At 30.6% G+C, this 15,301-nt stretch carries 13 protein-coding genes; 12 read left to right on the top strand and 1 reads right to left on the bottom strand.

Translation table 11 applies throughout. The annotated features are described in order from the left end of the window. Positions 1–127: 127 nt before the first annotated feature. A complete protein-coding gene (locus JOOMADRAFT_RS09935) occupies positions 128–856 on the bottom strand; it encodes a peptidylprolyl isomerase (protein ID WP_008612949.1) in 729 nt (242 codons plus the stop codon). Between JOOMADRAFT_RS09935 and JOOMADRAFT_RS09930 the strand changes: the two genes are divergently transcribed. The 12 genes from JOOMADRAFT_RS09930 to JOOMADRAFT_RS09875 all read left to right on the top strand — a co-directional run bounded on the left by JOOMADRAFT_RS09930 (position 857) and on the right by JOOMADRAFT_RS09875 (position 15,145). Further along, complete coding sequence (locus tag JOOMADRAFT_RS09930) at positions 857–1,498, top strand: NUDIX hydrolase (protein ID WP_008612948.1); 642 nt, start codon at positions 857–859, stop codon at positions 1,496–1,498. 55 nt (positions 1,499–1,553) lie between these two features. Then, a complete protein-coding gene (locus JOOMADRAFT_RS09925; protein ID WP_008612947.1) occupies positions 1,554–2,357 on the top strand; it encodes a lysophospholipid acyltransferase family protein in 804 nt (267 codons plus the stop codon). A 147-nt stretch (positions 2,358–2,504) separates the two neighbouring features. Then, complete coding sequence (locus JOOMADRAFT_RS09920; protein ID WP_008612946.1) at positions 2,505–5,294, top strand: alpha/beta hydrolase family protein; 2,790 nt, start codon at positions 2,505–2,507, stop codon at positions 5,292–5,294. 306 nt (positions 5,295–5,600) lie between these two features. Next, a complete protein-coding gene (gene rfbC / locus JOOMADRAFT_RS09915) occupies positions 5,601–6,155 on the top strand; it encodes a dTDP-4-dehydrorhamnose 3,5-epimerase (protein ID WP_008612945.1) in 555 nt (184 codons plus the stop codon). Then, the gene (rfbD, locus tag JOOMADRAFT_RS09910; RefSeq protein WP_245547666.1) at positions 6,155–7,075 is read left to right on the top strand and encodes a dTDP-4-dehydrorhamnose reductase; all 921 of its coding nucleotides are present in this window, start codon (positions 6,155–6,157) and stop codon (positions 7,073–7,075) included. Before rfbC ends, rfbD begins: the two co-directional genes overlap by 1 nt. Positions 7,076–7,163: 88 nt before the next feature. Then, positions 7,164–8,162 carry a mannose-1-phosphate guanylyltransferase gene (locus JOOMADRAFT_RS09905; RefSeq protein WP_008612943.1) on the top strand — a complete coding sequence of 333 codons (999 nt, stop codon included), beginning with the start codon at positions 7,164–7,166 and terminating at the stop codon, positions 8,160–8,162. Then, positions 8,162–9,295: a non-hydrolyzing UDP-N-acetylglucosamine 2-epimerase gene (gene wecB, locus JOOMADRAFT_RS09900; protein WP_008612942.1), complete on the top strand. Its 1,134-nt coding sequence runs from the start codon at positions 8,162–8,164 to the stop codon at positions 9,293–9,295. Before JOOMADRAFT_RS09905 ends, wecB begins: the two co-directional genes overlap by 1 nt. Beyond that, positions 9,288–10,508 carry a UDP-N-acetyl-D-mannosamine dehydrogenase gene (wecC, locus tag JOOMADRAFT_RS09895; RefSeq protein ID WP_008612941.1) on the top strand — a complete coding sequence of 407 codons (1,221 nt, stop codon included), beginning with the start codon at positions 9,288–9,290 and terminating at the stop codon, positions 10,506–10,508. The genes wecB and wecC overlap by 8 nt, the downstream gene beginning before the upstream one ends. 96 nt (positions 10,509–10,604) lie before the next feature. Beyond that, positions 10,605–11,828, top strand: coding sequence for a lipid II flippase MurJ (locus JOOMADRAFT_RS09890; protein WP_040879668.1), 1,224 nt, complete (start codon positions 10,605–10,607; stop codon positions 11,826–11,828). 8 nt (positions 11,829–11,836) lie between these two features. Next, entirely contained in the window at positions 11,837–13,054 is a 1,218-nt protein-coding gene (locus JOOMADRAFT_RS09885; RefSeq protein ID WP_008612939.1) for an O-antigen ligase family protein, read from the top strand. A gap of 6 nt (positions 13,055–13,060) precedes the next feature. Beyond that, a complete protein-coding gene (locus JOOMADRAFT_RS09880; RefSeq protein WP_008612938.1) occupies positions 13,061–14,119 on the top strand; it encodes a glycosyltransferase family 4 protein in 1,059 nt (352 codons plus the stop codon). Positions 14,120–14,134: 15 nt separating this feature from the next. After that, positions 14,135–15,145, top strand: a complete 1,011-nt coding sequence (locus tag JOOMADRAFT_RS09875) for a glycosyltransferase family 4 protein (protein WP_008612937.1) — start codon at positions 14,135–14,137, stop codon at positions 15,143–15,145. Positions 15,146–15,301 lie beyond the last annotated feature (156 nt).

The following is a 15,301-nucleotide window of genomic DNA, read 5'->3' as shown; positions in this document are numbered from 1 at the left end:
TTTGAATACCAAAAGGATTTGTTTACCCGACTATGCTTGAACGGGTATCGAGGTATAAATGCTCCGAGGCTTTCTCAAAACTACAATGCTTTTTTTAAAATACTTTGTGTGCTTATATCGAGGCAGCTTATTCCAAAATTTCAACCGATTTAATAAGTACATTTTTTAGAGGCCATTCGTCTTTTCCAGCAGGGACATTATTAATTTTATCTACAACATCCATTCCAGAGATTACCCTTCCGAAAGCAGTATATTTACCATCTAAATGGTGTGCCCCATTCTTAGCAGTAACTATAAAAAACTCAAATGGAGATGCTAGTTTATGTGGGTTTGCAACATCATCACTACTAGGCATAGACATAACTCCGCGGTTGTGTTTTAGTCCCTTTTTAGTATCTGGAGGAAGCAAATAAAACCCAATGCTATCTCTTTTTTTAGCGGTAGACATCATATCTGTATTTCCTCCTTGAATAATAAAATTCTTAACTACACGGTGGAAATAGGTATTATTAAAATATTTTTTCTTGGTTAGATAAATAAAATTAGCTCTGTGGTAGGGCGTTTGGTTATATAAATCCACAACAAAACTTCCTATAGAAGTGTTTATTTTAACTATATGTTCTGTATGTTCTTTTTGATATTCAAAGAAAAATGGAATAGCATTATCTTCTGTCAGTACAAATGGCTTTTCTTCTTCTTTTTTTTGTTGCGTTTCTTTTATTTTTGCTGAATCTATTACAGTGGTATCTTTGACTTTTTCTGCTGAAGAGCTCTTAGTTTTTTTTGCTGAATCTCCACAACTAGATAAAATAAATAATAGTATTATTGTAAATGCTCGAACTGTATAATATTGCATATGAAATTTGCTGATTTTTACGATTTAGTTCCAAAAATAAAAAATCTGCCACTACCAGGGCAAGAATCTCATTATAAAATGGCTCCTTTAACTAGAATGGAGACATTAGATACTATAAATATTGAAGATAAAAACCCGAGAAGAGCAGGAGTTGTAAGTCTTTTTTATCCAGATGATGCGTTAAAAACTAGACTTTTATTAATTCTTCGGAAAACCTATAATGGTGTACATTCTAATCAAGTAGGTTTTCCAGGAGGAAAAGTAGAGCTTTCAGATAAAAATATAGAAGAAACTGCATTAAGAGAAACTTGGGAAGAAGTAGGAGTATCTCCAAATAAAATAGAGTTGATTAAGAGAATGTCAGAAATATATATCCCTCCAAGTAATTTTTTAGTACAACCATTTGTGGGGATTTCTAGAGAAAAATTAGAATTTACATTACAAGAAGATGAGGTAGAAGAGATTATTGAAGTTTCATTTTCTGACTTTATGAATGATAAGGCTCTTTTTGAAGAAAATTTAACCACTTCTTATGCTAAAAATATAAACGTACCTGCCTTTAAATTAAACAATTATACGGTATGGGGTGCTACTGCAATGATGCTTAATGAGGTTAAAGAAATGTTTAAAAAGCTAATCTAAGGTTAAGATTTTGTATTTTTGAAACTTTGTTAACACTAGCATATAAATATTAGTAATGGGATTGTTTAAGAAAAATCCTTTCGGACATATATTATTTTTAAAAAAATGGCTTATTCGTATTGCAGGTTTATTAACCCACCGTCGTTATCGTGGGTTTAATGAGTTGCAAATTGAAGGGTCGGAAATTATTAAAAATCTTCCTGAAACAGGGGTTTTATTTATTTCGAATCATCAAACATACTTTGCAGATGTTGTAGCAATGTTTCATGTTTTTAATGCAAGCTTGAGCGGTCGTGGAGATTCTATAAAGGATGTTACTTATTTGTGGCAGCCTAAATTGAATATTTATTATGTGGCAGCAAAAGAAACCATGAAATCTGGATTTCTACCAAAAATATTGGCATATGCAGGATCCATAAGTATTGAACGTACTTGGAGAGCAGATGGGAAAGAGGTAAACAGACAGGTAAAGTTTAGTGATATTTCTAATATAAAAAAAGCCTTAGACGATGGCTGGGTAATAACCTTCCCGCAAGGAACTACAAAACCTTGGAAACCCATTCGGAAGGGAACTGCACATATTATAAAACAATATAAACCTATTGTAATTCCTGTTGTTATAGACGGATTTAGAAGGTCTTTTGATAAAAAAGGACTTCGTGTTAAGAAAAAAGGAATTCTTCAGTCGATGGTTATTAAAGAGCCTTTGGAAATAGATTATGAAAATGAATCTATAAATGAGATTGTTGAAAAAATTGAATATGCAATTGAGCAGCATCCCTCTTTCTTAAAGGTAATTCCAGAACAAGCTATTGCAGAAATGGAAGACCTTAATAAAACAAGGCAATGGGAATATTAATTCCCAATTATCAAATAAGTTGATTTGATAAAAATGTTAATGAGTATTTCATAAAAATACCTACTAGGAATTATTTTTTTACGATTGACCATTATTCCTAATTTAGGTATCTTGTGCGCTATTCAAGTATTAAAAAAAAATAGTTTCATGATAAAAAACCTACTCTCCTTAGTATCAGTATTCCTATTAACTGTTTCCCTCACTGCACAAAAAAAATCAATTACAATTGCCGATTTTGATACCTGGAAACAAATAGATAATAGAGAAATTTCAGAAAATGGAAATTATTTAGTGTACGAATACAACCCAGGAATGGGAGATGGAGCACTGGTAATTACAAATCTAAAAACAGGAAAAACAGATTCTATTCCGAGAGGTTATAATGCCACTATAAATGGGAATAGTAATTTTGTTGCTTTTAAAATAAAAGCACCTATAGATATCCGCCGAAAAGAAGAAACCGAGAAAACAAAAAAGAGCAAGCTGCTTAAAGATTCTTTAGGAGTGTATTTATTGCAATCTCAAAAAACAATAAAATATGCTAATAATAACGGTTTTAAACTTCCTGAAGAAGGAGGGAATTGGTTAGCATACAAAACAATTGTCAAGGCAATAAAAGATACCCTTTCAGTAGAAAACGATAGTCTTACTTCTGATAAAAAAATAAAGAAGAAAGAAAAGACTAAAAATGATACCATTTTGGTAGTTTTTAATCCGTTAGAAAAAGACAGTATTGTTTTAAAAAATGTAGTAGCGTATACTTGGTCAAAATCTGCTAACAAATTATTAATTAGTCAGGAAGAAAAAGATTCAATAGGGACTCATTCTACTTTAGTAAATTTTGATGGGGAGACTAAAAAAGCAGATACTATTTTTTCTTCAGAAGGAATAATTAAACAGACAGTTTTAGATAAAAAAGGAACTCGTTTGGCGTTTTTACTTTCTAAGGACACTACCGATATTAAAAACTATGAGTTGTTTGTAGGAAAGCAAGATAATGTAAAGTCTTTTAATGAAGCTAGTATAAAAGGATTGCCAAAAGGTTGGCTTCCTTCAGAAAATCAAAATATTTATTTTTCTGACGACAGTAAGCGAATGTATTTTGGAACTGCCGAAGCAAAGGTTATCCATAAAAAAGATACGCTTTTGAATGCGGAAAGAGAACGATTGGATGTTTGGTCTTGGACAGATACCGAATTGCAACCTATGCAGAAGTTAAATGTAAAGAAAGACCAAAAAAAAACGTATTTAGCAGTATATGATTTTGAGAAAAATAAGGCTGTCCAGTTAGCAGATACTTTGGTTCCAGATTTAAGAATTTACGAAGATGGAAAACCAAAATATGCTATCGGTAGTACCGATGATAAGTACAAAAGAGCCTCTTCTTGGTCGGCTTTATTTTTAAACGATTTTTATTTAGTAGATACAGAAGAAGGAACCAAAACTAAAATGTTGGAAGCGCAAAACCGAATTTGGTTAGGGCCTTCTCAAAAGTATGCTGTGTATTACAACAGAAAAGATAGTGTGTATTATTCTATTGATATAGCTACTCAGAAGCATTTGCCGCTTACCAAAAATATTGAAGTTGCTTTTTATGATGAGCTAAACGATTCTCCAAATGATCCAAGACCATACGGAGTAGCAGGTTGGTCGGAAGACGATGAAGCTGTGTTTATTTATGATCGATATGATATTTGGAAAATTGATCCTTCAGGAAAAGACAAGCCAAAAAATGTAACAAAAAACGGAAGGATAAATACTACAGAGTATAGATACCTGCAATTGGATAGAGAAGAAGATTTTATAGATACTAAAAAGGCACTTTTGTCCGTATTTAATGAAACTGACAAAAAAGCTGGATATGCGTATACAAATTTACAAAAAGAGAAAGCTCCAGAAGTTCTTGTTTTAGACGATTTTAGTTTTGGATATCCGCTAAAAGCAAAAAATGCTACAACTTTAATTTATACAAAAGAAGCTTATACATTGTACCCCGATTTATGGAAAACGGATCTTTCATTTAAAAATCCTGTACAAGTAACAAACGGACAACAACAGTTAGAAAACTATAAATGGGGAAAAGTAACTTTAGAGAAGTGGACTAATTATGATGGGGTAGAATTACAAGGTTTATTGTACGTTCCAGAAAATTTAGATCCCAATAAAAAATATCCATTGGTGTCTTATTTCTATGAAAGATTATCAGATACCTACCATCGTTTTTACAGTCCGACTCCTAGTCGTTCTACCATTAATAAAGTGTTTTACCCAAGTAACGATTATGTGGTTTTTGTTCCAGACATTATATATAAAGAAGGGCATCCAGGAGAAAGTGCTTATAACTGTATAGTAAGTGGAGTGGAAGCTATGGAGGCTAAATATAGCTTTATAGATAGCAATAATTTAGCATTACAAGGGCAAAGCTGGGGAGGTTATCAAACAGCTTATATTATTACTAAAACTGATAAATTTGCAGCAGCAATGGCTGGTGCGCCTGTAAGTAACATGACGAGTGCTTACGGAGGAATTCGTTGGGGAAGTGGTATGAGTAGAATGTTTCAATACGAGCATACACAAAGTAGAATTGGCGGAACCCTTTGGGATAAATTTGATTTATACGTAGAGAATTCCCCACTTTTTAAAGCTCCAAATATTACAACGCCACTTTTAATGATGCATAACGATGATGATGGTGCTGTACCGTGGTATCAAGGAATCGAGTTTTTTGTTGCGTTACGAAGATTAGACAAGCCAGTTTGGATGCTTTCTTACAATAACGAACCTCATAACTTAAAAGGAGATAGTTGGGGAAATAGAAAAGATTTATCTACTAGAATGATGCAGTTTTTCAATCATTATTTAAAAGGAGAAGCAGCTCCAGCATGGATGGAAAAAGGAAGGCCCGCAAAAGAAAAAGATTATAATAAAGGATATTAATATAGTTAGAACTACTATAAATGTGACTGTCTAAAAAGCATTAAAACTCTAAATAGTGTCCTCAGCTTATTGAAGGGATTTTGGGGTAATAGTGTTTTGTTTAAATCCCTCATTGAGGGTTTTATTCCCCAGAGCCTGTTCTGAGTATCTTGAAGGGCTCTGCGTCGAAATGAGTTGAATTATTTTCTTTTAAATACCTTGTAAGCTTGTCTCGAGGTAGTTGATTAGGAGGTTTCAGTACGCTCATCCTAACATAATAGTTTAACTAAAAATGGAACAAGAACAGCATAACCGATAATAAAATAAATGAAGATTACAGAAACGAAATTAAAAGGTTGTTTTATTATAGAACCTCGTCTTTTTCAAGATGAGAGGGGGTACTTTTTCGAGAGTTTTAATAAAAATCAGTTTAAGGAGGCTATTGGAGAAGAGGTTAACTTTGTGCAAGACAATCAGTCTTTATCAAAAAGAGGAGCGGTAAGAGCGCTGCATTATCAAGTTGGTGTATACGCACAAGCAAAATTAGTACGAGTTTTACAAGGGAAAGTGCTCGATGTAGCGGTAGACATCCGTAAAGATTCAGCTACTTTTGGGGAGCATGTTGTGTTAGAGCTTTCCGCAGAAAATAAAAAGCAATTATTTATTCCAAGAGGATTTGCGCATGGTTTTGTAGCGCTAAGTGAAACAGCAGAGTTTTTCTATAAATGTGACAATTTTTATAATAAGGAAGCTGAAGGAGGAATTATTTATAATGACAAAACCCTTAATATTGATTGGCAAATCCCAGGTTCAGAAGTTGTCTTATCAGAAAAAGACAGACAATTGCCTAGTTTTAAAGAAGCTATTTTAAAGTTTGATTGATGATGAGCGATTTAAAACCTGAAATATGTCACTCTGAGCAAGCTTGTGTTGAGCAAGGTCGAAGCATCGAAGAGCAAAAAAAAGTAACTATATTAGTAACTGGAGCTAATGGTCAGTTAGGACTTACTATTCAGAAATACAAAAAGGAATATGAAAATGCAGTGTTTATTTTTTGTACTTCAGAAGAATTAAATATTACAAATGAGGCTTCAATAGCAGAAGTATTTAAAAAACACCAACCAGATTATTGTATTAATTGTGCAGCTTATACCAATGTAGAAAAAGCAGAAGAGGAACCAGGAAAAGCTTTTTTGGTAAATGCCGAAGGGGTTAAAAAAATAGCAGTAGCATGTAAGGAGTATCAAACAACACTAATCCATATTTCTACAGATTATGTTTTTGATGGAGAGAAAGGTACACCATATACAGTAACCGACAAACCAAATCCTATTAATGAATATGGGAAGTCAAAGTTAAAGGGAGAGCAATGCATTCAAGAGCTCTTGACAGCGTATTTTATTATTCGTACTTCATGGTTGTATAGTAAGGAGTTTGGAAAGAATTTTTATAAAACAATAGTAGAGAAAGCAAAGGAAGGACAAGAGATTCGTGTTGTAGATAACCAAATTGGTTGCCCTACAGATACAGAAAACTTAGTAAAATATATCTTAATGTTAATAGAGAATAGCAAGAAACAGATTGGGTTTCAGCAGTCTATTAACACCCCTCCTTTGGAGGGGACAGGGGAGGATATAAACACCCTTTATGGAATAAAACACTATTGTGATACAGAAATATTGAGTTGGTTTGATTTTGCAAAAAAAATAGTGAAACAGAATGAAATTGAAGAGGTTGAAGTTGTTTGTGATAACTCATATATAACCAAAGCAAAGAGACCAAAGTATAGTGTGCTTCTATAGGTTAGTGTATTAATTCTTAAAAGTCTTGGAGATAAAGCCAATTATTGTATTTTTGTGCAAAATGTAAAAGAAATCTTAAAGGAATTGAATGTCGAAAATCATTAATGTAATATTAAGTGGTGGGTTTGGGACTAGATTATGGCCTTTATCTACCCCTGATAATCCTAAGCAATTTTTAAAAATTTTTGGAGGAAAATCTTTATTTCAGCATACAGTATTGAGAAATAGAGGTCTTGTAGATAGAAACATGATTTTGACAAATGAGAATCATTATAAAATAGCTCTTGAACAAATAAACGAATTGAATAGTGAGTTTGATTATAAAGTTTTGGAGCCAATACCTAGAAACACAGCACCTGCAATTACATTAGCTGCTTTGTCGGTTGATGAAAATGATATTCTTTTTGTGACACCTAGTGACCATATGATTGCAGATGAAGAGGTTTATGAAGAATGTGTAAGCAAGGCTGTAGGGTTAGCAAAGGATGGTTTTTTAACTACTTTTTCTATAAAGCCCTCTTATGCAGAAACTGGATACGGATATATAGAGTTTCAAGGCAATAATGTATTGAGCTTTCGTGAAAAACCAGATGCTAAAACAGCGAAAGGGTTTGTAGAAAGCGGAAACTTTTACTGGAATAGTGGAATGTTTTGTTTTAAGGCAGGGATATTTTTAGAGGAAATAAAAAAGTATAGTCCTGAGATTTATGAAAAATCTTTGAAAGCATATAGAAATGGAATAGATGAGGTTTCAATGAAAGAAGTTCCTGAGGATAGTGTTGATTATGCTGTTTTTGAAAAAAGTGATATAATAAAAACAGTTCCTTCTAGTTTTAAATGGGATGATTTAGGTAATTTTGATTCTTTGATAAATTATTTTACGGAAAATGATTTTGGAAGTAATTCTTTGGTGAAAAGCATAGGAGGAGTGGATGTTAATAATTGCAGTGCGTTGAGTAGTAAGAGAGTGATAGGGGTTGGACTAAATGATTTGAACATAATAGAAGCAGAAGATACTATATTGATTCTTCCTAAAGGAGAAGGGCAGTTAGTTAAGGATTTATATAAATTACAAAATAGGTTATAATGATTAGAAATCTAATTATTTTCGGAACTCGCCCTGAAGCTATTAAAATGGCTCCGCTTGTTAAAGAGTTTCAAAAAAGAGCTGATGTTTTTGAAACTAAAGTGTGTATCACTGCCCAGCACAGAGAGATGTTAGATCAAGTCCTTGATTTCTTTGAAATTGAACCAAATTTTGATTTGAATTTGATGAAGCCCAATCAAAATTTATACACACTTACATCAGACATTATAACAAACCTAAAACCTGTTTTAGAAGAGTTTACTCCAGATTATGTATACGTGCACGGAGATACAACTACCACTATGGCATCTAGCATAGCTGCTTTTTATGCAGGAGCCAAAGTATGTCATGTAGAAGCAGGACTTCGTACGTTCGATATGCAATCTCCATTCCCAGAAGAAATGAATAGATCTGTGACTGGAGTAGTTTCTAATTATCATTTTTCTCCTACTGAAACTTCAAAAGAAAATTTACTAAGAGAAAATAAGAGAGAAAACTCAATTTTAGTAACTGGAAATACGGTAATTGATGCACTACTATTCAGTGTGAATAAAATAAAATCATCAAGTTTTATTGATGATGAGGTTGTAGAGTTGCAAAAGTTAATAGATGATTATAAGAAAGTAATACTTGTAACTGGGCATAGAAGAGAAAATCATGGGCAAGGTTTTTTAAATATATGTGCAGCTTTAAAGGAAATAGCAAAGAACCATCCTGAATCTCAGATAATATACCCTGTGCATTTAAATCCTAATGTTCAAAAGCCAGTGTATGATTTGTTGGCGGGGATAGATAATATTAAATTAATAGCGCCTCTTTCGTATCCTGCATTTGTATGGTTAATGGAAAAATCGTACTTAATAATTACGGATAGCGGAGGAGTTCAAGAAGAAGCACCTAGTTTAGGGAAGCCTGTTTTGGTTATGCGAAATACTACTGAACGTCCAGAAGCTGTAGAAGCAGGAACAGTTTTATTAGTTGGAACAGATCCAAAGAAAATAGTTGATGAAGCGACTTCGTTGTTAAATGATGATGATGCTTATAAGAAAATGAGTGCTTTACATAATCCTTATGGGGATGGGAAAGCATGCGAAAGAATAGTTGATTATATAAAAGGAATATCTAATGAATAATCCAGAAGTGGTAATGGTAGGATTGGGCTATATAGGTCTGCCTACCGCAGCTTTAATTGCTCAAAACAAAACATATGTACACGGAGTTGATGTTAATCCTAAAGTGGTGGAGACTATTAATGCAGGAAAAATACATATTGTAGAGCCTGAATTGGATAAAGCGGTTGCAGATGCTGTTCAAGAAGGATATCTTAGGGCGGATATAAAGCCTGTAGAAGCAAGTACCTATCTAATGGTAGTTCCAACTCCTTTTAAAGGAAAGAATGAACCAGATATTTCGTTTGTAGAAGCAGCAACAAAAGCTGTTCTTCCTTTGTTAAAAGAAGGAGATTTGTATATTATTGAGTCAACATCTCCAATTGGTACTACAGAAAAGATGATGCAATTGATTTTTTCTGAACGCCCTGAATTAGAAGGTAAACTCTATATAGCATATTGCCCAGAGCGAGTGCTTCCAGGAAATGTTATGTATGAGTTAGTTCACAATGATAGAGTTATAGGGGGAGTAGATGAAGAATCTACAGAAAAAGCAGTAAATTTTTATAAGCAATTTATAAAGGGTGAGTTGCATAAAACTAATGCGCGTACTGCTGAGATGTGTAAATTGGTAGAAAATTCTTCTAGAGACGTTCAGATAGCTTTTGCAAATGAACTTTCAATAATTTGTGATAAAGCGGATATTAATGTATGGGAGCTGATAAATCTTGCAAATAAACATCCTAGAGTAAATATCTTACAACCTGGTTGCGGTGTAGGAGGACATTGTATTGCTGTTGATCCTTACTTTATAGTTGCAGATTATCCAATGGAGTCTCAAATTATTGGTAAAGCTAGAGAAATTAATAATTATAAGTCTTTTTGGTGTGCCGAAAAAGTGCAAACGGCTAAATTAGAGTTTGAATTAAAAAACGGTAGAAAGCCTAACATAGCATTGATGGGATTGGCTTTTAAACCTAATATTGACGATTTAAGAGAGTCTCCTGCAAAATATATAGCTCAAAAAGTGTTACAGAATGCAAATAATGAAGAATATTTTATTGTAGAACCAAATATAACCGAACATAAGGTTTTTAAACTTACAGATTATAAAGAAGCAGTTGAAAAAGCAGATATAGTTGTTTTTTTAGTAGCTCATAATGAGTTTAAAGAATTGAAATTAGCTGAAGGGAAAGTTGTGTTGGATTTATGTGGAATAATGAACAATAATAGTTGATTAGTATTTTAAGAAGTGAAGAGTAATCTAAAGATAAATTTCATTATTCTCTTAATAGCTACTTTTTTTAGTAAATTATTTGGATTTATTAGGGAAATGTTGATAGCGTCTAAGATTGGGGTTTCACTAGAGTTTGATGTATTGTTGTCAGTTTTTGTAATACCAAATATGATAGTAACCTTACTGCTTTATGCTCTTCCCCATATTGTAATTCCGAGATTAAATCTTAATGAAGATTCTGATTATATTTTTTATAAAGATTTTGTGAAGAGATTTTTTTGGCCATACGCAATTTTAGTGGTTATTATAATAATTTTATATAATATATGTTTCCTTATTTATATTAATTATTTTGCATCGAAGGAATTTATTGACTATAAGTCACTTGTGTACAAAATAAACTTTATTTTTTCGTTTTATATACTATTTAGTGCTTTTTATAATATACTAAAGGCTGTTTATAATGCTAGAAATTGTTTTGCGCTACCAGCTTTTTTACCACTTCTAATTCATGCAAGTGTTATTGCAGTGATATATGTGTTTTATGAGGATTATGGTATATATACTTTCGCTTATGGATTGTTAATTGGTTCAATTTTTCAAATAGTTTTGTTTGCTGTTGATTTGAAAAAGAAATCATTGTTAAAATTATTTTCTTTTAATGTTGAGTATCAAAGAATGTTTTTTTCTTCATATGCTGTGATTTTGTTGATTGAATTCCTAGGGCAAAGTTACACTTTAATTGATAGATCTTTTATATCTTCTCTTCCTATGGGACATGTTTCTGCGATGTATTATGCAGGTATTTTGAATAACTTACCAATAACATTTTTAGGGCTTACTCTTGGAACAATTCTTTTTCCTAAAATATCATTATTTGTTCAAGAGAAGAAATTTACTTACCTAAGGAATGTTATACAAAAAAGTTTATTATTTTCATTTATCATAGGTTTGTTTTTTACATTTGCTTTTTATATATGGGGAAAGGAAATTATTATATTAGTTCTAGAAAGGGGTGTGTTTACTAATGAAGCAACTAGAATAACATATTTATACCTCTTTGCATTATCTTTTGGAATACCGTTTGTTTTTGTACATATAATTTTAGCAAAATTATGTTTTGCGCTTCATTTAGAAAAGATGTTATTGTTTTCGACTGTAATTGCTGTGATTTTAAAGTTATTTCTAAGTAAATATTTTGTTAGTAAGGGGTATTATTATGGATTGACACTTTCTACAAGTATAAGTTTTGCATTAAATGTTATTATTATTTTTACAGCTATTATGTTAGGTCGAAAAACTTTATTTAATATGAAATAATTGACTAGATGATGAAGTTAAGTAGATATGTTGATTTATATTATTTTCCATTTTTTTTATTTTTTATTATAATTACTGGGTATTGGGATTCATTAATGAGGAATTTTATTTCTTTAATCTTTCCTTTATTTATTATATTATATTTTTTATCAAAAAAAAGGATTAATTTAAGAATAAATATTCAAGTAGTTTTAATATATTTTTATATTATAATTTGTATTATTTCTTCATTGTTAGCTTTTGATGTTTTTAATAGTTTATATTATTCATTACGTGTTATTGTTTTTTTTCTTTTGGTAGCGTCATTTTATCATTGGTTAAATGATTATAATAAATTAATTTTAACGCTAAAGGCTTTTACTTTATGCGGCTTGTCTTTGTCTTTTTCGATAATTTATGGTCGCTATTTTGGTCAAGTAGTTATTGAAGCGGAAGGAATAATAAGGTCTGGAGGATTTTTTTCTAATGTTAATAGTGCTGGGTTTATACTTTATTGTGCATCAATATTTACTTTTCTGTTGTATTTGCTTGAGAAAAAAAATATATATGTTTATGCAATTTTATTGATGGTTATTACATTAATTCTGACTGGATCAAGAGCTAGTATGCTTGCTTTAGGAACATTTGTTTTGATTTATAATTTTCGATATAAATTAACTAAGAAAGTTTTATTAACTATTCTTTCAGGGCTTTTGTTTTCTGGAGGGATGTTATATTTTTTTAAAGATAAAATAATGTCAAGTCTCAGACTAGAAAGGGGTTTGTCTGCTAGGGATATTTTATATAATGTTGGTTTAGATATTACAAGTGATAATATTTTTTTTGGAATTGGTTTAGGGAATTTAAAATATGTTGGTCCAGCCTACGTAAATAGTTATCCAATTGGTCAATGGCAAAAAGATGATATTTTAAAAGTAGGTATTCAGAGCTCACATAATTTATTTATAGAAACTTCAGCAGAATTAGGAGTTTTTGGAATAATATTTTTAGTTCTTATTCTATTTAAAATTGGTAAGAAATACTTTTATGGAATAAAAAGAAATATTCTTCATAAGAACTTGTATTATTTAATTTGGGCTTTTTTTGTTGGATCAATTATTAGATGTTTGTTTGAAAGTAATGGGATTTTAAATAGAGGGTGGATTACAATGGATATATCTTTCTGGGTCTTGTTTGTTATTTTTGAACGCTTTAGCTCTATTATAAACACAAGCGAGAAACTTTAAAATCAAATGAAAAAAAATATAGTAATAATTTTATCTATAAAAGAGAAGGCATTAACTGGAGGACAGAAATATGATATTCATTTTTTAAATGAATTGAAGGAAGCCTCAAATGATATTAACATTATTGTTGATGAGAGACTAAAGTATAATAGTAAGATATCTTTATTATATAATTTAATATACTTGAGTAAATTAAAAACGCTTATGGATGCTGATGTTCTTATTTGTAATAGCAGACTATATCCAAGATTATTTTTATTGTTACCATTTTTAAATATTTTAAATAGAAAACTCACAATGTTTGCTATTCATCATCATTATAATTATTTTACTTTAGTAGGGTTTAAAAGAGTAATAAATAAGTTTCTTGAAGTTGGCTTTTTAAAGAGATTTAGTGGCTTAATAATCCCAAGTAGATATGTTTATGACTTAACTCAGAGCGTCTTAAAAAGGAATAATCTTTTTCTTTTAGAAATTGGCTTTATAAAAAAAGGATATGATATTGAAAAAAAACCTTTAAATAGTAGTAAATTACTTTATGTTGGAACAATTGAAAAAAGAAAAGGACTCCACTTGTTGATTGAATCTATAAAAGATATTAAAGTACCTTATAAACTAAATATTATTGGTAAATATGACTCTAATGATAGTTATTATTTATCTTTAAAAAAAATGATTGAAGATTATAAACTATCAGATAAAATTATTTTTCATGGAAGAGTATCAGATGAAAAATTAGATTCTTTTTATAAGAGTTCTAGTGTTTTTGTTTTCCCATCGCTTCATGAAGGATATGGGATGGTTATTGTTGAGGCAATGCAATATGGGTTACCAGTAGTAGCTTTTAATAATTCTGCAATGCCCTATTTAATTGAAAATGGCGTAAATGGCTATTTAGTTAATAATAAAGAAGAGTTTAATCAATTCATCACGAAGATATTGGTTGATAAGAATGAACTGATTTGTCTTAGAGGTAATATTCAGATGCAACTGAAGTCATTGAGAACCATTAAGGATTTAAATAAAGACATTAACGCTTTTTATATTAAAGAGTTAATTAATTAAAAATTATTAGATATTTTGAAAATAACTTTTTTTTGTAAAACTAAGGATAAAACAATTTTAGAGAAAAACTTATTCTATGTTCAAGATATAGATATTTTAAAAAAAATTGATAAAAACTTGATTATAGCCACAAAATGGAGTGAAATAGATTATAAATCAGATGTGATATTTATTTGGTGGTGGTCATATGCTATATTCCCAGTAATTAAAAGTAAACTATTAGGAAAGAAAGTAATCATTACAGGTACGTTTAATTATGACACGGGTTCTCCTAGTGATTACAAGAAAAGACCGTATTATCAAAAAATCTTAATATGGATTTCTTTGAAATTTGCTTCAAATAACATTTTTGTTTCTGAAAGAGAATATTTGATATTTAAGAATAAATTTAGAAAAAAAAATATTTCATATATTCCCCATGGTGTTTATATTGATAGGTATAAAGCATCTCATGAAAGAAATCCTAATGTTTTGCTAACTATAAGTTGGTTGGAGCAAAATAATCTTAAAAGAAAATGTGTCTTTGAAACAATACGAGCAGTTAAAATATTAAAAGAAGAAGGGCATAAATTTAAATTAAATATTGTAGGAAGAGAAGGAGATGCTGTCAATGATTTAATTCGTTTTATTAAGGAGAATCAATTAAATGATGAGGTGAAAATTTTCATGGATGTTACTGAAAAGCAAAAAATAAAATTTTTATCTTCATGTAGTATATATCTTCAACCTTCAAGATATGAAGGATTTGGGGTTGCTATAGCAGAGGCTATGAGTTGTGGATGTCCTATAATTACAAGTAAAGTCGGTGAAGTTCCAAATGTTGTAGGTAATGCTGCGTATATGTTGGATGATACCAATCCAAATACTATTGCTGAGGGGATTTTGAAGTTAGTTCATAATGAAGAATTAATGCAAAATTATCAAATAAAAGCGCGAGAGAGAGTGGTCGGGTTATTTTCTGTTAAAAGAAGAGAAGTAGGAATAAGAAAGTTATTGAATATAAATGAATTCGGTGTACAGTCATAATTATATCAACAAATTTTTTTTTGATAAAATTACCAAAAAGAATATTAATAAATTAAATCAGATTGTTTTCTGTTTATGGGCATTTAGTATTTTTTTTTCTATATTCAATTTTGTATTCTATATTTTTATTTTTATTTCATTAATTAATATTTTGAT

Origin of the sequence: Galbibacter orientalis DSM 19592, from assembly GCF_000260115.1 — a bacterium.
Taxonomy (GTDB): domain Bacteria; phylum Bacteroidota; class Bacteroidia; order Flavobacteriales; family Flavobacteriaceae; genus Galbibacter; species Galbibacter orientalis.
The sequence above is the reverse complement of the archived record's forward strand: the minus strand, read 5'-3'. Positions and strand labels throughout refer to the sequence as shown.

Excerpts from the sequence above, each read along its gene's own strand:
- JOOMADRAFT_RS09885 (WP_008612939.1), top strand. The coding sequence starts at position 11,837 with ATGATGAAGTTAAGTAGATATGTTGATTTATATTATTTTCCATTTTTT.
- JOOMADRAFT_RS09905 (WP_008612943.1), top strand. The coding sequence starts at position 7,164 with ATGTCGAAAATCATTAATGTAATATTAAGTGGTGGGTTTGGGACTAGA.
- JOOMADRAFT_RS09935 (WP_008612949.1), bottom strand. The coding sequence starts at position 856 with ATGCAATATTATACAGTTCGAGCATTTACAATAATACTATTATTTATT.
- JOOMADRAFT_RS09890 (WP_040879668.1), top strand. The coding sequence starts at position 10,605 with ATGTTGATAGCGTCTAAGATTGGGGTTTCACTAGAGTTTGATGTATTG.
- wecB (WP_008612942.1), top strand. The coding sequence starts at position 8,162 with ATGATTAGAAATCTAATTATTTTCGGAACTCGCCCTGAAGCTATTAAA.
- JOOMADRAFT_RS09925 (WP_008612947.1), top strand. The coding sequence starts at position 1,554 with ATGGGATTGTTTAAGAAAAATCCTTTCGGACATATATTATTTTTAAAA.
- JOOMADRAFT_RS09880 (WP_008612938.1), top strand. The coding sequence starts at position 13,061 with ATGAAAAAAAATATAGTAATAATTTTATCTATAAAAGAGAAGGCATTA.
- rfbD (WP_245547666.1), top strand. The coding sequence starts at position 6,155 with ATGATGAGCGATTTAAAACCTGAAATATGTCACTCTGAGCAAGCTTGT.
- wecC (WP_008612941.1), top strand. The coding sequence starts at position 9,288 with ATGAATAATCCAGAAGTGGTAATGGTAGGATTGGGCTATATAGGTCTG.
- JOOMADRAFT_RS09920 (WP_008612946.1), top strand. The coding sequence starts at position 2,505 with ATGATAAAAAACCTACTCTCCTTAGTATCAGTATTCCTATTAACTGTT.
- rfbC (WP_008612945.1), top strand. The coding sequence starts at position 5,601 with ATGAAGATTACAGAAACGAAATTAAAAGGTTGTTTTATTATAGAACCT.
- JOOMADRAFT_RS09930 (WP_008612948.1), top strand. The coding sequence starts at position 857 with ATGAAATTTGCTGATTTTTACGATTTAGTTCCAAAAATAAAAAATCTG.